The organism is Pseudoalteromonas sp. BMB (assembly GCF_001709235.1).
Taxonomy (GTDB): Bacteria; Pseudomonadota; Gammaproteobacteria; order Enterobacterales; family Alteromonadaceae; genus Pseudoalteromonas; species Pseudoalteromonas maricaloris.
The window spans coordinates 49,847-68,379 of sequence record NZ_MBQA01000193.1 but is presented as its reverse complement, the minus strand read 5'-3'; the positions used below and the strand labels follow the sequence as shown (position 1 = coordinate 68,379).

The window sequence follows — 18,533 nt, the reverse complement described above, 5'->3', positions numbered from 1 at the left end:
ACGAGAGTAAACCACTCTACAGTATTTGCATCACGGTTAACGTTTGCTGTTGGCCGTTGAAGAAAAATGAAATATCTTCGTCTACCGTTAACCCCTTTAACCGCTTGCCAAGGGGCGCATCAAACGTTAACACCAACACTGGTGTTTCTTTATATTGGATTTTTAGTCCGCCTTCGCAAGGCGCAAAATAAAACCAATGACAGTTGCCCTGCTCATCTTCAATTTCAACTAGTGCGTTATGTGTAATTGTATTGCTCACAGCTAGCGCCAATTGATTCAATATTGTTTGTTTCGCCAAATGCATGGCATCAACGCGCTCACTTTGCCCCTCTGCCAAATACCCATACTCGATACTCAACGAGTCATATTGTGTTTCAGCAGCACTTTGTTCATGGGTAGCGTCAGCACGAGCACTGTTTGCCGCTTCAGTGGCTTCAATCAGCTTTTGTTCAAGTGCAAACTTGAGATATTCGATAAAAACTGGTTTATTCATTGGTAGTTTACAGCTATTGGATGACTGGTAGTAACAGACTGGCCGTTAACGGTTAGCGCTAAACGTAAAATCCAGCGCATCGATTTATCCGTGCATACACCGACCATGGTTTTTGCTATCAGTGTGTTTTTGTCAAAGAACACGGGAATTCTCCCCATGTTCATATTTTCTCCCTCAAGCCATGCCGAAACGACCTCTACTTTAGTCGCACTTTTTAGCCCAATGGTAAATTCTGTTTCAGGTTGAACCTGCTCTGAGCCTAGGTAAATCTGCACTTGTGGAGTTAAATCACAGGGCGTTGAAAAATTACAGACATTTCTTGTTACTGAACTTTCACTTTTTTCTGAACTTTCATGTATAATAATAGTCGGGTCTGAACAGGCCACGAGGAAAACACCTAGCAACCCGATTGTTAATTGCTTTGCAATCATGAGGGATTTACCGTCACTTCTGAATCCTGCGCAGTGTACGCAAGTTTCAGGGCAAATGCTAGGTTGCTTAAGAAGCGAACAAAAAGCGCGTGAAAACTTGATTGATGTCATAATTTTAGGCGTTTTAGGTATCTTTTCATAAGCAAAAAAATTATCATTTCCTCGCAAAAATAAAGGTTTCTCGGGCTGGTTAGGTTTTCACTCATCTTTTGAGTTAAAACATGACGGGCTTGAAGAAATATAACTAGGGCCTGTAATTCAGGTAATTCATTTCTAATCGCAATAAATTGCAGCGGAATCCAGAAAATGAGCCAAACAGTAGCATCACAAACTGAGTACAATTATAAAGTTGTACGCCAATTCGCTATCATGACAGTGATTTGGGGCATTGTTGGCATGGGTGTAGGTGTATTTATCGCAGCGCAACTTGCGTGGCCTGCGTTAAACTTCGACATTCCATGGTTAACTTACTCTAGACTTCGTCCGTTACACACGAACGCAGTAATCTTTGCATTTGGTACAAGTGCACTATTTGCAACCTCTTACTATGTTGTTCAGCGCACATGTCAAACGCGCCTGTTCTCTGACAAACTTGCCGCATTTACCTTCTGGGGTTGGCAAGCCATCATCGTATCTGCGGCTATCACGCTTCCTCTAGGTATTACTTCTTCAAAAGAATACGCTGAACTAGAGTGGCCGATTGATATCGCAATCGCGGTAGTATGGGTTACTTATGCTGTAGTATTCTTTGGTACTCTTATCAAGCGTAAAGTGTCACACATCTATGTAGCAAACTGGTTCTACGCTGGTTTCATTATCACTGTTGCAGTGCTTCACATTGTAAACAGTATGGCTATTCCTGTATCACTTACTAAATCTTATTCAATCTACGCTGGTGCAGTAGATGCGATGGTTCAATGGTGGTATGGTCACAACGCAGTAGGCTTCCTACTTACCGCTGGTTTCTTAGGTATGATGTACTACTTCGTACCAAAACAAGCAGGTCGTCCAGTTTACTCTTACCGTCTATCGGTTGTTCACTTCTGGGCACTTGTTTCTCTATATATTTGGGCAGGTCCTCACCACCTTCACTACACTGCACTACCTGACTGGACACAGTCTCTAGGTATGGTGATGTCAGTTATCCTATTCGTTCCTTCTTGGGGCGGTATGATCAACGGTATCATGACATTGTCAGGTGCTTGGCACAAACTACGTACTGACCCAGTACTGCGTTTCTTAGTTGTCTCTCTATCGTTCTACGGTATGTCTACGTTCGAAGGCCCAATGATGGCTATTAAGTCTGTAAATGCGCTTTCACACTACACAGACTGGACAGTAGGTCACGTACACTCTGGTGCACTAGGTTGGGTTGCGATGATTTCTATCGGTGCAATTTACCACCTAATCCCTGCCCTATTTGGTCACGGTAACATGTACAGCATCAAGCTAGTTAACACGCATTTCTGGCTACACACAGTTGGGGTTGTGCTTTATATCGTTGCAATGTGGATCTCTGGTGTTATGCAAGGCCTAATGTGGCGCGCAGTAAATGCTGACGGTACATTAATGTATAGTTTTGTTCAGTCACTAGAAGCTTCTAAGCCTTTCTATATCATGCGATTCCTAGGCGGTGTATTCATCGTAGTTGGTATGCTGGTAATGGCTTACAACGTATTCCGTACGGTTACTGCAAAAAGTGGTCAACTTGCCACTGATGCAAACCCGCAAGTGGCTTAAGGGGTATTGAGTATGAGCAACAATAACTCAACAAACAAACACGAAATCGTTGAAAAGAACGTTGGCCTGATGGCTATCCTAACGGTATTCGCGATTAGCTTCGGTGCACTAGTTGAAATTACTCCACTAATGTTCCAAAAAGATACCACTCAGCCAGTAGAAGGCTTACGCCCGCTTACCGCGCTTGAAATGGAAGGTCGTGACATCTTCGTACGTGAAGGTTGTTACAACTGTCACTCACAGATGGTTCGTCCATTCCGTGATGAAGTTGAGCGCTACGGTCACTACTCTGTAGCCGGTGAGTCGGTATGGGATCACCCATTCCAGTGGGGTTCTAAGCGTACAGGTCCAGATTTGGCACGTGTTGGTCAGCGTTATTCTGACGACTGGCACTATGCGCACTTAATGGATCCTCGCTCGGTGGTACCTGAGTCAAACATGCCAGGCTACCCTTGGCTTGATAGCACTAAAGTAGATACCACTTATACTCTGAAAAAATTACAAGTGTTCCGTGATGCATTTGGTATTGATAAGTCGTCAGACCGCTACAATGGCAAAGGCTACGGTGATGATGCTGAACTACAAGCGCAAGTGGATGAAATTCACGCGATGAACGGTGGTGAAGGTGCAACAGAAATGCAAGCACTTATCGCTTACTTACAACAACTTGGCACACATTTGAAGTAATTGTTATGGATTACGGCACATACAGAGGCATTTTGACTCTGGTAATTTTGGTACTGTTTATAGTGATTGTTGTGTGGGCATATAGCAAGCGGTCTAAGCGCCGTTTCGACGACGCTGCTAATGCCATTTTTGAAGATGAGAAAAAACATAACAACACTATCTCTAACGAGGAAAAGGAGTCTGAAAAATGACTAGCTTTTGGAGTATTTGGGTTATCGTACTAACCCTAGCGTGTCTAGCTCTGATTTTCGGCCTGCTAATTTGGAACCTGAAAAACTACACAGGTGTCAAAGAAGGCGAAAGCTGTGGTCACGAGTTCGACGGAATTGAGGAATTAAATAATCCACTACCAAAGTGGTGGACTTACATGTTCTTCGCGACTTTTGTTTGGTCAGTATATTATCTTGCTGCTTACCCAGGTCTTGGTAACTTTAAAGGTTTCTTAAACTGGACGAGCTCTAACCAAGGCATTACTACCTTGGCAGAGTCTAAGAAAGCAGTCGCTGAAGCACATGAAAATGGCCAGTGGGTACAACTTGATAAAGAAGTTGAAGCAGCACAAGACCGTTTTGGTCCTATCTTCCAAGAATTTGCAAAGCAAGACGTACTTACGCTTGCAAAGAATGAAGAAGCACTTGAAATCGGTCAACGTTTATTCTCGCAAAACTGTGCTCAGTGTCATGGCTCTGATGCTCGTGGTGGCGCAGGCTTCCCTAACCTAACTGATAAAGACTGGTTATATGGTGGCACGCCTGACAAGATCAAAGAAACACTGCTTAACGGTCGTGTTGCAGCGATGCCAGCTTGGCAAGATGCACTTGGTGATCAAGGCGTAAAAGAAATGACTGCTTATGTACTAAGCCTTTCTGGACGTACTGTTAACCAAAAAGATGCTGATGCAGGTAAAGCTAAGTTTGCAATGTGTGCGGCTTGTCATGGTATGGATGGTAAAGGTTCTGTTGCACATAACCTTCCGTTCGGTGCACCAAACTTAACCGATAATATCTGGCTATACGGTGGTTCTCAACGCGCAGTTGAAGACACACTTCGCCACGGTCGTGCGGGTGTAATGCCAGCATGGAAAGATATCTTAGGTGAAGATAAAGTACACCTTCTAACAGCGTATGTTTATAGCTTGTCACAAGACCAATAAGCTTAGCTTTTAGAACATTATTTGAGATCAAAAAAGCCTCCATTTGGAGGCTTTTTTTTAGGTATTTACCGCAACTTACGGTAGAATACGGGCAAGTTTTATAGCCATGTGAGCAACTATGAACCCTACCCCTTGGTATAAGAATTTTTGGCCTTGGTTTTTAATTTTTTTCCCACTTGTTACTGTTGTTGCCTGTGTTTTTCTCATCACGTTTGCAGTCGGTAATGGTCCTGATATGGTCGTTGATGACTACTACAAAAAAGGTAAAGCAATCAACCTAGAGCTGAGTAAGTTTGATAAAGCAAAAGCGCTCTATTTACATGGTGACCTGCAAGTAGCAGAGCAAAAAGTCACCTTTAAATTTACCAAGGGCGACGCTTCTAAAGTTCATGCATTAAAGCTCTCGTTTTACCACCGCACTATTGAGAAATACGATTTTGCAGTCACGCTGACTAAAAACGCCAGCGGCGAGTTTACTGGCTTATTTGATGAGCCACATAGCGGTGTATTCACGGTATTTATAGAGCCTATGGACAACAGTTGGAAAATGAAAGAAAAAATCCAACTGCCACATGATGGTATTATCGCGGTCACTCCACAGTATAAGTAAGCTGCCATGGCAAATTCGTGTTTTCATTGTTTGGAGCCTATCCCTAAAGGGTTTGTAGGCTCGGTTACCTTTGAAGGTAGCGCACAACCGGTTTGCTGTATTGGCTGCCAGGCCGTTGCCGAAACCATTATTTCTCAAGGTATGAGTGACTACTATACTTACCGCACAGAAAGTGCAGGTAAAGTTGAAGAGCTTGTACCTGAACAACTCAAAATGCTACTCAGCTATGATAACGACGAGATCCAAGAGGACTTCGTCGAAATTAGCGGTGAGCACAAAGAGGTACTGCTCAGTGTTGAAGGAATAAGCTGCGCCGCCTGTGCTTGGCTTATCGAAAAACAACTGCTGGCGCTCGGCGGTATCGTTCGGGTTGATGTTAACACCTCCACCCATCGCGCCATGATTGTATGGCAAGATAAACACGTAAAGTTAAGCGATATCATTAAATCTTTGATGGAAATCGGCTATAAGGCCTACCCATTTCAAGCCGATGAAGAAGCTGCACAGAAACAAGCCGTAGCGAAAGCATACATCCGTCGTTTAGGCGTTGCTGGCCTCATGACTATGCAAGTGATGATGTTTGCATTTGCCATGTACTTTGGCATGTTTTCAGGCATGGAAGAGGACTTTGAACAATACTTTCGTTGGATAAGTCTCGTGCTTGCCTCTCCTGTTATTCTGTATTCAGCGATGCCATTTTTAACGAATGCGGTTAAAGGGCTGAAAGCTAAACAACTGAATATGGATCTCCCTGTTTCACTTGCTATATTCGGTGCCTACGGCGCCAGTACTTACGCGACTTTTATGGAAGTCGGCGAAGTCTATTTTGAATCCATCTGTATGTTTACCTTCTTGCTGTTGTTAGGTAAATACCTTGAGTTCAGGGCCAGACTCAAAGCCAGTGAGTTTACTGCAAACCTGCAAAAGCTACTGCCATTGACCGCCAGAAAGGTTGATGAGAATAACAATGAACAACATATTGCCGCCAAAAAGCTAAAACTGAACGATCTGATACTAGTTAAGGCTGGAGAAACTATCCCTGCGGATGGCTTAGTGATCAAAGGCCATACCACCGTTGATGAGTCGATGATGACAGGCGAACATTTGCCAGTTAAGAAATATCAAGGCCATCAAGTGTATGCTGGAACCGTGAATCATGACGGTGTAATTACGTTAGAGATCAATAAAATTGGGCAAAATACCCTGCTCAACCAAATTATTCGACTGCAGCATAACGCACTTACCAAACGCCCTAAGTTGGTGGAAATCACCGATAAAGTCGCGCAGTGGTTTGTTGCCTGTCTATTAATTTTTGCCTCAATTACCGCCATCGGCTGGTACCCTATTTCACCAGATAAGGCTTTTTGGGTCACGATTTCAGTACTAGTAGCAACCTGCCCTTGTGCGTTAAGCCTTGCGATACCAACCGCGCTTACCTGCGCCGTTGCGTCACTTACGAAAAAAGGGATCTTGATTAAAGAAGCCCATGTATTAGAAACGGCAACCAAATTAACGCGTGTTGCCTTTGACAAAACAGGCACACTGACCGAAGGACGTTTCTCAATTAAACACATTGAGTTACTGCAAACGGAATACAACGAGCAACAAGTCTTGGATTTCGCAGCAGCGTTAGAGCGCTTTTCTGAGCACCCAATCGCTCGCGCATTTGCACATATCACCCCAACCGAAAACCTAGTCCAAGACGTTGAAGTTGTGGCTGGTTCAGGTATTCGTGGTCACTGGCAAGGAGTCACTATTGCCCTTGGGAAGAGCCATTGGTTTGATAACCACGCGTCATTTGCTCAAGCAACCTTATTCATTAACAACAACGCAGTTGCAGATTTTTACTTCAATGACAAAGTAAAAAGCAATGCTGAAACAGTTGTTGAACAGTTACAGCAAGCTGGCCTTTCATGCCACATGCTAACAGGGGATAGCTCCAATGCAGGCAAAGAGTTATCGCAGCAGTTAGCATTAGATAGCTACCAAAGCGCTTGCACACCAGAGATTAAGCAACAAGCCGTTGAAACTTGGTCCAAACAAGGCGAGATTGTCGCTATGGTTGGTGATGGCATCAACGATAGCCCAGTATTCAATAGCGCTCACTTGTCAGTTGCGATGGATACCGGCGCTGATATCTCAAAGAATACCGCTGATGTAGTGTTGTTAAATAGCGATTTGAATGCCATTCTAGCCCTTCAGCAAGTAGCGAAACAAACGCGCAGAATAGTAAAGCAAAACTTAACCATATCACTTTTGTATAACGGCTCCATTTTGCCACTCGCTGCACTTGGCCTCATTCCACCTTGGATAGCAGTTATTGGCATGTCAGCTAGCTCGATCATCGTGATCGGTAATTCATTAAGGTTATTAAAGCTATGAGTATCATCTACGTATTAATACCTATCGCCATTTTATTCGTCATTATTGCTATTGGTATTTTCTTTTGGGCAGTAAAAAGCGAACAATTTTCAGATTTGAATAAACAGGGCCACAGCATCTTATTCGATGATGATAAAGCGCAAACGGGTGATAAGTCCGTCAAACCATCAAATAATAAGAGTAATAACGACAACTAGCATGAATGAGATAAGCTTGCTAAGTGCATTTGTGATGGGGCTTGCAGGAAGTGGTCACTGCTTGGTGATGTGTGGCGGTATTGCCAGCTCGCTACAACTGGCGAGTAAGCAGCTTTCTGCAGTGGTTGTTACCCTGTTGTATAATATCGGACGTATTTCCAGCTATGCACTAGCTGGCAGCCTTGTTGCCCTACTCGGGGCAAGTCTCGCCAAGCAAAACACGTCACTCGCCATTATATTACAATTGATGAGTGGTATTTTTATGGTGCTTGTCGCTATCTACGTAATGCGCTTAGCCAGCACCTTAAAATGGCTAGAGTCGTTTGCTAAAAGCTTAATTTGGCAACATATTGTTAAGCTCAATCGCTACTTAGTCCCGGTCAATACAAAAACCAAAGCGTTTTGCTACGGGGCCTTATGGGGATGGCTACCCTGTGGCCTAGTTTATTCGGCTTTAACATGGACATTACAAGCAAAATCAGCAACTGAAGGCGCACTCATTATGCTCGCCTTTGGTATCGGCACAATGCCTGCGCTGATTGTAATAGGACAATCGGCTCAGCTGCTACAAAAGTTTATAAATCATTTAGTTACACGTATTATTATGGGTAATTTATTGATTTGGTATGGTGTTTATTTAATTATTATTGCAACTGATAAGTTAGTACATTAACCTATCCTTATCTAAGCAAACTCATCATTTAAGATTATTGGTTAGCGCTTTGAGATTAGGAGCTCCAATTGATAACCAAATTTTCTTTTGCGTGTCATATGAGTTTGTGGCGATCTGTAGTACCAAAACCGTTATGCTTTGATACTAGGTTGCCTTCACGTGCGTCATAGACTTATGGAAATTTTATGGACTTAAGTAATCAAAACCGCTCAAAGAGCCAATGCACAATCAGCTGCAATAATTGCAGTATCAGTCAACTTTGCCTCCCATTTTCGCTCAATGGCAGCGAAATGGATAAGTTAGATGAGATCATTGAACGTAAAAAGCCGCTTCATAAAGGGGATTTTCTTTTCGAGTCAGGTGCGCCATTAAATGCTATCTTTGCCGTTCGTTCCGGCTCATTTAAAAGCTACACACTGTCTGAGCAAGGCGACGAGCAGATCACAGGATTTCACCTTGCGGGCGATCTTGTGGGTTTTGATGCCATCAATAAAATGCAGCACCAGAGCTTCGCACAAGCTTTAGAGACCTCTATGGTGTGCGAAATCCCATTTGATACCCTTGATGAGTTAGCCGGTAAGCTGCCAAAGCTACGCCAACAGATCATGCGACTAATGAGCAGTGAAATCAATTACGACCAAGAGATGTTGTTATTATTGAATAAAAAGACTGCTGAAGAACGCTTAGCAACTTTTATCTATAACCTTTCAAATCGCTTCGGCGAGCGTGGTTTTTCTCGTAAAGAATTCCGCTTTACGATGACGCGCGGTGAAATTGGTAACTACTTAGGTCTTACTGTAGAAACCATTAGTCGTTTACTCAGTCGTTTCCAAAAAGCGGGAACAATAAAGGTCGAAGGCAAGTTTATTACCATTATTGATGCTGCAGCCCTAGCTGAGACAGCCGCAATTGCATCTTGATTTAGAACAAACTATTTATCGTTAAGACTTTATCCTTAGATAGGATCGGTTACACTCAATAAGGTCAGAGGTGAAAAAGCTTCTGATCTTATTTGTATACCGTTTTAAGGAGATAGTCGTGGATAAAATCAAAAGTATACTCACCGTAATTGATCCAACCAAAGAGCGCCAAAATAGCTTAGAACGCTCTATCAATCTTGCCAAGCGTACCGGTGCAGCCATCACTGCATTTATGTCTATTTATGACTTCTCCTATGAAATGACCACGATGTTGTCTAAAGACGAACGTGAAGCAATGCGTGAGGCAGTAATTAAAGACAGAGAAGCATGGCTTGCCGATATGGTTAAGGGCTTTTCTGATGTGAGTATCCAAACTAAAGTGTTGTGGCACAATCGCCCCTACGAAGCGATCATCAAAACCGTGCTTGCACATGACTATGATTTGGTCATTAAATCCACCCATCAGCACGATACCCTAAAGTCAGTTATTTTCACCCCAACCGACTGGCATTTAATTCGCAAATGCCCTGCGCCACTATTACTGGTTAAAGATCACGCTTGGCCAGATCAAGGCAACATTATTGCAGCGGTAAACTCTGTGAGCGATAACGAACAACATCAAGAACTCAATAAACGTATCATTACAGATGCTCAGTTTTTATGTGAATTAGCCAATGCTAAATTGAGCTTGGTAAACACCTATCCAGCAACGCCTGTTAATATTGCGATAGAAATTCCCGAGTTTAACCCATCGCAATACAATGAAGCCGTGAAAAAACATCATGAAGACGAGACATTTGCACTCGCAGAAACTTATTCAATAGATAAAAGCGATTGCATCATCAAAGAAGGTCTACCAGAGGACGTAATCCCCTACGTTGCTAAAGAAAAAGACGCTGAATTAGTGGTCATTGGCACGGTCGGTCGCACTGGACTGAGTGCAGCGCTTGTTGGCAATACTGCTGAGCACGTGATAGATAGCTTAGACTGCGATGTCTTAGCACTAAAGCCAGATGGCTATAAATCCCCATTAGAAGACTAACTCAGCGCTCAAGTTAATTAAATGTGCGGTAAATACACAGCCGCACATCCCTTTATGTGTATCTGGCGAGCCAGAAATAAAAGTAAAATGCTGATAAACAAAATATCGGCAACGTTGCCAACTGTGCACCCGTTATACTTTTAGACTTAGTGCGCTTGTATGTCATCATCACGCCGGTAAACGACAGTCCGGTTAACGCAAGACCAAACACAAACCATATAAGCTTAGAGGTGATCCCTGCAAAATAACCAAAGTGTAATGGATCTGCATATTCGTTAAGATAATTGCCCCACGCCATATTTTCAGGTTGCTGTATTGCTAAAACCTCTAGCGTTGTTGGGTCCATATAAACCTTGTGCGCTCTATCCCGAAGTACAGGGTTTGTACTCATTCCTTGAAAACGCAGCACCGCAGTATCTGCTCTTGGCAGTTGTACGGTTGTTATCGTCCAATTGGGAATGGCAAGCTGCGCTTTCTCAAAAGCGCTTTCAAACCTCTTTACGGACAGCATGTTGACGTCTTTTACCGCTGTAACATACTCAACTTTTGGAGCTGGAGGCTCCAAACTAAAACCGGCTACCCGTGCAGAAAACTCAAACAGATACCAAATACCTGTGATAATAATAAGTGTACTAAACCACAGTCCCCATAAGCCAAAAACCTTATGCAGGTCACTCAAAAATACTCTTGTACCTTGCGCCAATCTCAAACGCCACAGCGCAACTTTCCAATTTCGTGTGGTTTTCAGTCCGGTATAGACAGAGATCAGTAAAATGAATGCAAAAGCAGTGACAATTGGCAGCCCGGGCATTGCAGGCATAAATAGGTAGCGATGCAAATCTCTAAAAAATCGTTGAATTGTGAGTAATGGTATATCGCCCGTTACTTCATAAGTCCATTGATCGACGTGCACATACCTATCACTTTTAGCCTCGAAAGCCACCCGTGCTCGATAGGTAAAGTAGTCGCTCCCCATTGTACCTAAAGTAGTAATACGACCTTCTGGATAGCGTTCAGCTATCGACGCATACATGTTTCTCCAAGATGCAGCCGTTTGCTCTTTTACCTCTTTGGGCTTTTGGCTAGCACGCATTTGCTCAAAAACAAGCCAATCTAATTCATTTGAAACAGTTGCGATTGTGCCCGTTGCGAGGATCACAAACATAACGGCCGCTAATTGAAAGCCTACCCAGGCATGTAAATCATATAACTTGCGTAGCCGCTTTCTTTGTCTAGCTTTGTCAGCCATCTTGATCCTTATAAAGATAGACTTTCATTTCCACAAGCTCGGATAACTCACCGAGCCTCAGATTAACTTAAGCATTACCAGTTGTAGGTAAACTCAAGGAAAGCATTTCTTGGATCGCCCGGAAAGTGTCCCGTACGGTCTAAAAAGCCCGACTCTGCATATTCTTTATCGAATACGTTTTCAACTCTGAATAGCACACTATAGTTATCTAATTCCCAAATAATTGAGGTGTCAGCGACGAAATAGGAATTTAGTGTTTGGCCAGATAAACTAAGCTGCTCATCCACATAGTTACCGCCAACTGCGAAAGCCAGATTCCACTCAGGGATCTGATATCGAGTCCACACCCCAAACTGATTTTCAGGGGCGTTGGCAAATTTATCTCCAACACTATTGCGGATCCCACCAGCGCCATTGTCAGCGGTGATAGTCGCATCATTATAGGCATAGGCTAAGCTTACTACCCAGTCAGGAGTCACGTCGGTGATCAACTCGATTTCTAGGCCTTTACTCGTGATTTCTCCGATTGGCGCTAAATTATCAACACCATCTTGCTCGGGATCTGTACCTGTATTTTGTAGCAAGTTTTGCCTTGTTATCTGATAACCAGCCACTTTTAGCAATGTACTTCCGTTAAATAACTCTGCGTTAAGCCCAACTTCAATGATATCACCCGTCGTTGGCTCAAATGGACCACCCGCTTTTTCGTCCTGACTGGATACGCCTTGGGGTTCGTAAGAGTCAGCCCACTGTGAATACAATGAGATATCATCAGATAGCTTGTAGATACCACCAATTCTGAAGCTAACATTGGTATCATCAAACTTACTGCCATTGGCATCGTCTTCAAACTGGTCATAACGTATGCCTGCTACAAACGTTACTTTCTCCCAAGCGAGTTCGTTTAGTACATAGGTGCCATTACGCTGTTGTTTCGTTGTACTTTCTGGCGCAAACTTCACATTGTATTGATTTGGCTGCGTTTCTCCATAATTAGGGTTGTGGAGAGACAAAGGCAAAATATCCGAGTCTAACGACGTACCATTTAGATAACGAGTGACAAAGTCATTAGAGGCTGACGCTCGACCTAATAACGCATCTTCTTCACCAGAATATATATCTAATCCAAACGCGGTACGCTGCTCAGCACCAAACATCTGTGTTTCATAAACAAAGTTAGCCGCAAAAGAGAGTTGAGACTGGGCTCTTAGTTGATCTCGGAACTCACGTGCGACCAAATCGATTTGACCATCTTTATTGCTATCGATGAGTGCTCTTGGTTCATGATAATTTTGTTCTTGCTCATTATCTATATAGCGAAGCGCAACGTTGTAACTTAGCGATGGACTTAAATCCCCTACAACACTTGCTTGCAATACATCTGAGGTTAGATTTAAAAAGTCTGTAGGCTCATTATGATTCCACGATGGTGTCGTTAGAAACTCACCGTCATCGCCAGCGGGGACACCGCGTAAGCGATTCGCGTCCAAGTCCTGCTTGTAGTGCGTGTATTGCAAAATCAAGCGGGCATCATCAAAATCATAAGCGTAACCAGCATCCACAATTGCTACTTCGCTGGCACTATTATCACGGTAGGTATCTTGCTGTTCGTAAAAGGCTCCCAAGCGAATGCTTTGTGCTTGTGCTACTTCACCAGTCACCTCACCAGAAGCACCATAGCGGCTATCTGTACCCGCAATAAAACGAGTGTTGGCACTAAACTCAGATTGCGGCTTTTTAGTTATATAGTTGAATAATCCACCAGGTGCCCCGGGTCCATACAGCATACCAGCGGGACCTTTCAAAAAGTCGACACGCTCGACATTAAATAGCTGTGGGACATTAAACCCAACATATGGGTCGCCTCTTAGACCATCAAAATAGATTTCTTCTTGACGAAAGCCACGTGCAGTCACCCCCGCGTAGCTAAATTGGCTGACCCCCGCGATATTACGATAGAGATCTTTGGCATCTCTTGCGGCTAAATCACGGATCAGATTTGCATTGAGAGAAGTCACCATCTGGGTCGAGTTAAGTGGGTCAACCGCAAGCTTTCCCGTTGAAGATTCACCATTACGATATAAATTTAATGTTCGGCTAACGACGGTTATTTTTTCTATGTCTTGGTCTTTAAGCTTATCTTCTGACACTTGCTGCTGAGCTGATGCATGCAAAGAGGGATACATAATCGCTAAAGAGATAAGGGATAGTTTTGATATTGTTTTCATTTAGAGCCACAACTTGGTTATTATTAAAGCGCAGGCAAATGATAACAATTATTAATTACATTTAAAATAACCAACCTACATTTAATTGCGTTTTTTGCAAAACTAAGAACAAAAATATCTCATGCAGAGATCATTTTCCCGACAGCATGTATAAATTAGGTGCGTAGAGTTAACAGGTAATTTAAAGTGAAAGATGTTGGGGAGCAAAAGTAGTTAAGTTATAGAGTACCAATTATTGAGTTTTAGACTAGGCCTATCAGACCTAGTCTGGAAAAATCATTGTTGAGAATTAAATATTGGTTACATCAATAAACAATGATTCATCAATGTTCGTCGAGGAAACCACTGCTTCATTAAAGTCATAAGCCTCACGTTCACCGTCTCTATCTAGAGGCAGACTTTCGAAGTCAAAGAGTTCAGTGTCAGCCAGTTGGCTTGGACTAACATTTTGAATTGATTTGAAAATATTCTCTACTCGACCAGGTGTTTTCTTATCCCACTCTACCAACATAGATTTAATGTTTTGACGTTGCAGGTTTTCTTGCGAACCACATAGGTTGCACGGAATAATAGGAAAATCTTTATGCTCTGCGTATTGAATAAGATCTTTTTCACGTGCATAAGTGAGCGGGCGGATCACCACATTACGGCCATCATCAGAGCGTAGCTTTGGTGGCATCGCTTTCATTCTTGCGCCGTAGAACATGTTTAAAAACAGCGTTTCAACGATATCATCTAAGTGATGGCCCAGTGCAATTTTAGTTGCGCCAATCTTTTCCGCAAATGAGTACAAAGTGCCACGACGCAAGCGTGAACAAAGACCACAAGTCGTTTTGCCCTCTGGTACTTTCTCTTTTACGACTGAGTAAGTATCTTTATCAATGATGTAATAAGGAATGTCTAACGTTTCGAAGTACTCAGGCAAAATATGCTCTGGGAACCCAGGCTGCTTTTGATCTAGATTGACCGCCACCACATCAAAGTGAATTGGTGCTGCCTTTTTTAGGCTAAGTAAAATATCCAGCATGGCGAATGAATCCTTACCACCGCTGATACAAGCCATCACCACATCGCCTTCTTCGATCATATTGTAATCTTTGATGGCGTTGCCGACATTACGGCGCAGACGCTTTTGCAGCTTATTAAACTCTAAAACTTCTTTGCGATTATCTTGCTCTGTCATGGTGTTAGGTGCCGTATTCATACTTACTCAACTGTGTACTGTGGACGTTATCACGCTAGTACATTACTACATCAATTATGGGGCGCCGATTATACGTGAAATTGAGATGAGGTAAAATACAAAAATGGCGCCGCTTTGGGCGCCATTATTGGGAATTAGTAAATTAAAGGCCGAACACTACCTTTTCACTTTTTAGCATACGACTGCTTAGGTAGGTGAAAATAGCAAACAACCCCAACGTTACCGCGCTCGATAATAATAGTTGTGGTACTGGTATCGCATTGCCTTTAATGATTTCAATCATTGCGTTTTGCTGCGCTGCGATCGGCATCCACTGCATAATGTCGGTAGCAATATCATAGGTCGTTGCCATACTCATCATTACTGGAATGAACAGCGCCATCGCTACATAAGATTGCGCTTCTTTAAAGGATTTAGCCAAGAAAGAGATAAATATCAACAAGCTGGCAGACATTAGCGCAATAGGCAGGCCAATTATAATTGCCGAAATAATGAATTTAGGACCAATAATCACCGTAAAGCCCATCATTTCCCAAGGCACCATATTATAAGCGAACTTAGATACTATGGTGGTTAACACTAAAGCAATGATAGAGAAACCTGCAATTGCCCCCACCTTAGCTAACACAATATGCATAGTACTGATCGGGTGACTAAGTAATAGCTGTAAAGAGTTGCGTTCACGCTCCCCTGCACTACTGTCAATTGCCATACCCATCGCCGCATAAAATAGTGAAATAATAATAGATAACGTTGCAATACCTAATACGAAGCCCCCTTTAGAGGTTGGTGTCGCTTGGTCATGAGTTTGGACATCTATCGCACGTGCAATTGTCGGATCGATACCACGCGCGACTAACCGCAATGAAGCAACTTCGCTGTTGTATAACATGAGGTTACGCTCTAGTCGGTTAATTGATGAACGTAACTTTTGCTCCGATTTATCAGCGATGATAAATACCGTCGCGCTCTTACCTTGCATCATATTTTCTTGATAATCTTCGCTTACCTCCAAGGTAATGGCCTTAACCTCTTCGCCTTCACCATGTTCAATTTCTTTACTCGCTAAAAATTGTACTAAGTTGGGCGCATTCTCCGCATTATTAATGGTGATTTTGAGTGCATCAGGCGAAGCCATTTGCTTAAACATGACGGTAAATAATACACACATTAGAATAGGTGCACCGATGCAATAGTAAAGGCCAGCCATCACCGAACGTTTGTCGCGGCTTGCGTCTAACACTTCTTTTTTAAATAAAACCGAGATTAATTTCATCATGCTGCAATTCCTTCATCCGTACCGATTAGGGTAATGAAAGCTTCCTCAAGCGACGCTTTACCTGTTTGTTCGCATAGCGCTTGTGGAGAACCTTCCGCGACCACTTTGCCTTTCGCCATGACCACAACATGGTCGCAAAGTGCTGCAACTTCTTGCATCACGTGGCTAGAAAACAAGACACAGTGACCTTGCGCCTTAAGCATCAACAACAAATCCCGTAATACTCTGGTACTCATTACATCTAAACCACGTGTTGGCTCATCAAGTACAATGTTCGTTGGTTTATGCACGATTGCCTGCGCCAACGCCGTTTTCATTCTTTGACCTTGTGAAAAGCCTTTGCAGCGTCTATCCGCGATATCCAACATTTGTAGCTTTTCTAACACTTCTTGTGTCGCGGCAGCGGCCGATTTTGCGTCCATGCCACTTAGTTCAGCGTAAAACTGGGTATATTCACGCGGTGTCATGCGCTCGTAGAGTCCACATGGATCTGGGAACAATCCTAATTGTTGTTTTGCTCTGGTTGGCTCTTTGGCAACATCAATACTATCGATAGAAGCCGTACCTTGATCAGCTTGGAGCAGGCCAAATACGGTCCGTAAACAAGTCGTTTTACCTGCTCCATTGGGGCCCAATAGTCCCGTAATTTGACCATCACGAGCGGTAAATGACAGCCCGTCTAGCGCGTTCACTTCACCAATCTTTTTATATAAGTTATCTACTTGGATCATGAGTTACTCCTTATCAGCGGTTGCTGGGCCATTGATGTTCATAAAGAATTGTTTGCGTGTATCTTCTTCAAGACAGCTAGTATCAAAGTCTCCCACTGTCTTTTCATCGTAAAACTTAGCAATAAGCTTATTAGCACAGCTTTGCCCTGCGACAATATGCGTGGCCGTTGGCGCAACTAAGTGCGTGGCATTGCTTAGTTTTTCCATCGCAACTTCTGCCCACTTAGCAGGCGTTGCTGGATCTAATCCGCCAGAAAGCAGTAAGGTTGGAATATCTGACGCAACGGGTTCATAGTAACTACTTGGCACCGGGCTCACATTCCAAATTGGGCACGTCGCATCTAGTCCTGTGATCATCATCTCACCCATATAGTTTTCACTATATTTGGCTTTGTCCGCAGCCGTTAATCGTGGCCAATCTTCCCCACATACAATCGCCTGATGCATCCCCATGGCCAATCCCAGACCGTCTTCACTTGGTGCCATCATGCCAACAAGTGGAGCAAGGTTACCGTTAGTCGCTTCACTAATCGCAAGCGGCACCAATGCACGGAAGGAATGAGAGTAAAGGGCCATCCTAATCGCGCTAAATAGCTTCATTTTGGTCATCGTCATCGCAAGCGGTTTGCTGGTTCTTGGATGAAGTACAGACACTTCTATCGGCGTTTGCTCAACTTGATTAAGCAAGCTTTGCCATTGCTGCTTTAGATTCGGATAACTATTTGCACATTTTTTATCGGCCTCACATTGTGCAAAAAGGGCATTCAATGAGCCTTCTATCGCGCCACCAATCGCCATTAAACTTTGGTTATTGGGTGCAAGACCATCTAACACGGCCGATGCAACACTATCAGGGAACTGTCTCATATACTCAAGTGCAATGCGTGTTCCATATGAGCCACCATATAGGTGTAATTTGCTATAACCAAGCGCGACTCTTACCGCGTCAAAATCTTTTGCAGCTGCAACCGTCGTATAATCGGAAAGATCTGCGTCTAGTTTTTCTTTACACTTAAGGGCATCTTCTTTGTAAAAATCGAGGCCCAATAAGGTATCATTTAGCGCAAACTGTTGCTCAAGATCATCCATATCGCATTGCAATAGATTGGACTTTCCAGTTCCCCGTTGATCAACAAGTATAATGTCTCTATTTTCTCTCGCGTATTTAAGAATTCTTTCAAAGTTTGCTGCAATTTCGGTGGCCGATTGTCCAGGTCCCCCTGCAAACGCAATAATCGCTTCTTGTGGGTAAAGCGGCTTTATTGCAGGAATAACCATAAAATGAATATCAATTTTTTGTTCTGTTTTGGTTTCACTTAATGGTTGCGAGATTTTTCCGCATTGCGCTCTGTCACTGAGGCCTTTTGCATAACAAGCGGATAATTCTGCGGTTGATGTTGCCGCTTGTAATGGCAGCACAGTTCCTAAAACGAGAGGAAGCAGCGCTAGCTTTACTAAGCTTTTCTTAAACTTAAATGGCTTTTTCATAGTTATTTCCTTGTTGACTCACGGTC

General features: G+C 43.2%; 18 protein-coding genes. 10 read left to right on the top strand and 8 right to left on the bottom strand.

All coding sequences use genetic code 11. The annotated features are described in order from the left end of the window. Nucleotides 1–16: 16 nt before the first annotated feature. Entirely contained in the window at nt 17–493 is a 477-nt protein-coding gene (locus tag BB427_RS18210) for a hypothetical protein (protein ID WP_045989952.1), read from the bottom strand. Next, nucleotides 490–924: a hypothetical protein gene (locus tag BB427_RS18205; protein ID WP_010605011.1), complete on the bottom strand. Its 435-nt coding sequence runs from the start codon at nt 922–924 to the stop codon at nt 490–492. The genes BB427_RS18210 and BB427_RS18205 overlap by 4 nt, the downstream gene beginning before the upstream one ends. Before the next feature lie 306 nt (nt 925–1,230). On the opposite strand from BB427_RS18205, the gene ccoN reads away from it, so the two are divergent. The 10 genes from ccoN (at nt 1,231) to uspE (ending at nt 10,328) form a co-directional block, all read left to right on the top strand. Then, nucleotides 1,231–2,664, top strand: coding sequence for a cytochrome-c oxidase, cbb3-type subunit I (gene ccoN / locus BB427_RS18200; RefSeq protein WP_010373997.1), 1,434 nt, complete (start codon nt 1,231–1,233; stop codon nt 2,662–2,664). A 12-nt stretch (nt 2,665–2,676) separates the two neighbouring features. Further along, nucleotides 2,677–3,351 (top strand): cytochrome-c oxidase, cbb3-type subunit II, encoded by a 675-nt coding sequence (gene ccoO / locus BB427_RS18195; protein WP_010373994.1) that lies wholly within the window; start codon nt 2,677–2,679, stop codon nt 3,349–3,351. Between the two features lie 5 nt (nt 3,352–3,356). Then, nucleotides 3,357–3,542, top strand: coding sequence for a cbb3-type cytochrome oxidase subunit 3 (locus BB427_RS18190; protein ID WP_010373992.1), 186 nt, complete (start codon nt 3,357–3,359; stop codon nt 3,540–3,542). Next, nucleotides 3,539–4,504 (top strand): cytochrome-c oxidase, cbb3-type subunit III, encoded by a 966-nt coding sequence (gene ccoP, locus BB427_RS18185; RefSeq protein ID WP_039497495.1) that lies wholly within the window; start codon nt 3,539–3,541, stop codon nt 4,502–4,504. The genes BB427_RS18190 and ccoP overlap by 4 nt, the downstream gene beginning before the upstream one ends. Before the next feature lie 118 nt (nt 4,505–4,622). Then, nucleotides 4,623–5,114, top strand: a complete 492-nt coding sequence (locus BB427_RS18180; RefSeq protein WP_010605013.1) for a FixH family protein — start codon at nt 4,623–4,625, stop codon at nt 5,112–5,114. Nucleotides 5,115–5,120: 6 nt separating this feature from the next. After that, nucleotides 5,121–7,496: a heavy metal translocating P-type ATPase gene (locus tag BB427_RS18175; RefSeq protein ID WP_045989953.1), complete on the top strand. Its 2,376-nt coding sequence runs from the start codon at nt 5,121–5,123 to the stop codon at nt 7,494–7,496. Then, nucleotides 7,493–7,693 carry a cbb3-type cytochrome oxidase assembly protein CcoS gene (ccoS, locus tag BB427_RS18170; protein ID WP_010373983.1) on the top strand — a complete coding sequence of 67 codons (201 nt, stop codon included), beginning with the start codon at nt 7,493–7,495 and terminating at the stop codon, nt 7,691–7,693. The genes BB427_RS18175 and ccoS overlap by 4 nt, the downstream gene beginning before the upstream one ends. Before the next feature lies 1 nt (nt 7,694). After that, nucleotides 7,695–8,366: a sulfite exporter TauE/SafE family protein gene (locus BB427_RS18165; RefSeq protein ID WP_069022370.1), complete on the top strand. Its 672-nt coding sequence runs from the start codon at nt 7,695–7,697 to the stop codon at nt 8,364–8,366. A 185-nt stretch (nt 8,367–8,551) separates the two neighbouring features. Beyond that, nucleotides 8,552–9,286: an FNR family transcription factor gene (locus tag BB427_RS18160; protein WP_010373979.1), complete on the top strand. Its 735-nt coding sequence runs from the start codon at nt 8,552–8,554 to the stop codon at nt 9,284–9,286. Between the two features lie 118 nt (nt 9,287–9,404). After that, the gene (uspE, locus tag BB427_RS18155; RefSeq protein ID WP_010373977.1) at nt 9,405–10,328 is read left to right on the top strand and encodes a universal stress protein UspE; all 924 of its coding nucleotides are present in this window, start codon (nt 9,405–9,407) and stop codon (nt 10,326–10,328) included. A 52-nt stretch (nt 10,329–10,380) separates the two neighbouring features. Here uspE and BB427_RS18150 read toward each other — a convergent pair whose 3' ends face one another. From BB427_RS18150 to BB427_RS18125, 6 genes are all read right to left on the bottom strand, one after another. Further along, a complete protein-coding gene (locus BB427_RS18150) occupies nt 10,381–11,577 on the bottom strand; it encodes a PepSY-associated TM helix domain-containing protein (protein WP_069022368.1) in 1,197 nt (398 codons plus the stop codon). Nucleotides 11,578–11,651: 74 nt separating this feature from the next. Continuing rightward, a complete protein-coding gene (locus tag BB427_RS18145) occupies nt 11,652–13,805 on the bottom strand; it encodes a TonB-dependent siderophore receptor (RefSeq protein WP_069022365.1) in 2,154 nt (717 codons plus the stop codon). Nucleotides 13,806–14,094: 289 nt separating this feature from the next. Next, nucleotides 14,095–14,988: a tRNA 2-thiocytidine(32) synthetase TtcA gene (ttcA, locus tag BB427_RS18140; RefSeq protein WP_010373971.1), complete on the bottom strand. Its 894-nt coding sequence runs from the start codon at nt 14,986–14,988 to the stop codon at nt 14,095–14,097. Nucleotides 14,989–15,151: 163 nt separating this feature from the next. Further along, nucleotides 15,152–16,288 (bottom strand): ABC transporter permease, encoded by a 1,137-nt coding sequence (locus BB427_RS18135; RefSeq protein ID WP_010373969.1) that lies wholly within the window; start codon nt 16,286–16,288, stop codon nt 15,152–15,154. Beyond that, entirely contained in the window at nt 16,285–17,019 is a 735-nt protein-coding gene (locus tag BB427_RS18130; RefSeq protein ID WP_045990628.1) for an ABC transporter ATP-binding protein, read from the bottom strand. The genes BB427_RS18135 and BB427_RS18130 overlap by 4 nt, the downstream gene beginning before the upstream one ends. 3 nt (nt 17,020–17,022) lie before the next feature. After that, nucleotides 17,023–18,507, bottom strand: a complete 1,485-nt coding sequence (locus BB427_RS18125; RefSeq protein WP_045990627.1) for an alpha/beta hydrolase — start codon at nt 18,505–18,507, stop codon at nt 17,023–17,025. Between the last annotated feature and the right edge of the window lie 26 nt (nt 18,508–18,533).

Coding starts and splice junctions, on each gene's coding strand:
- BB427_RS18125 (WP_045990627.1), bottom strand. CDS start 18,507: ATGAAAAAGCCATTTAAGTTTAAGAAAAGCTTAGTAAAGCTAGCGCTG.
- BB427_RS18165 (WP_069022370.1), top strand. CDS start 7,695: ATGAATGAGATAAGCTTGCTAAGTGCATTTGTGATGGGGCTTGCAGGA.
- ccoO (WP_010373994.1), top strand. CDS start 2,677: ATGAGCAACAATAACTCAACAAACAAACACGAAATCGTTGAAAAGAAC.
- ccoP (WP_039497495.1), top strand. CDS start 3,539: ATGACTAGCTTTTGGAGTATTTGGGTTATCGTACTAACCCTAGCGTGT.
- BB427_RS18190 (WP_010373992.1), top strand. CDS start 3,357: ATGGATTACGGCACATACAGAGGCATTTTGACTCTGGTAATTTTGGTA.
- ccoN (WP_010373997.1), top strand. CDS start 1,231: ATGAGCCAAACAGTAGCATCACAAACTGAGTACAATTATAAAGTTGTA.
- BB427_RS18205 (WP_010605011.1), bottom strand. CDS start 924: ATGATTGCAAAGCAATTAACAATCGGGTTGCTAGGTGTTTTCCTCGTG.
- BB427_RS18150 (WP_069022368.1), bottom strand. CDS start 11,577: ATGGCTGACAAAGCTAGACAAAGAAAGCGGCTACGCAAGTTATATGAT.
- BB427_RS18180 (WP_010605013.1), top strand. CDS start 4,623: ATGAACCCTACCCCTTGGTATAAGAATTTTTGGCCTTGGTTTTTAATT.
- BB427_RS18175 (WP_045989953.1), top strand. CDS start 5,121: ATGGCAAATTCGTGTTTTCATTGTTTGGAGCCTATCCCTAAAGGGTTT.
- BB427_RS18210 (WP_045989952.1), bottom strand. CDS start 493: ATGAATAAACCAGTTTTTATCGAATATCTCAAGTTTGCACTTGAACAA.
- BB427_RS18160 (WP_010373979.1), top strand. CDS start 8,552: ATGGACTTAAGTAATCAAAACCGCTCAAAGAGCCAATGCACAATCAGC.
- BB427_RS18130 (WP_045990628.1), bottom strand. CDS start 17,019: ATGATCCAAGTAGATAACTTATATAAAAAGATTGGTGAAGTGAACGCG.
- ccoS (WP_010373983.1), top strand. CDS start 7,493: ATGAGTATCATCTACGTATTAATACCTATCGCCATTTTATTCGTCATT.
- BB427_RS18145 (WP_069022365.1), bottom strand. CDS start 13,805: ATGAAAACAATATCAAAACTATCCCTTATCTCTTTAGCGATTATGTAT.
- ttcA (WP_010373971.1), bottom strand. CDS start 14,988: ATGACAGAGCAAGATAATCGCAAAGAAGTTTTAGAGTTTAATAAGCTG.
- BB427_RS18135 (WP_010373969.1), bottom strand. CDS start 16,288: ATGATGAAATTAATCTCGGTTTTATTTAAAAAAGAAGTGTTAGACGCA.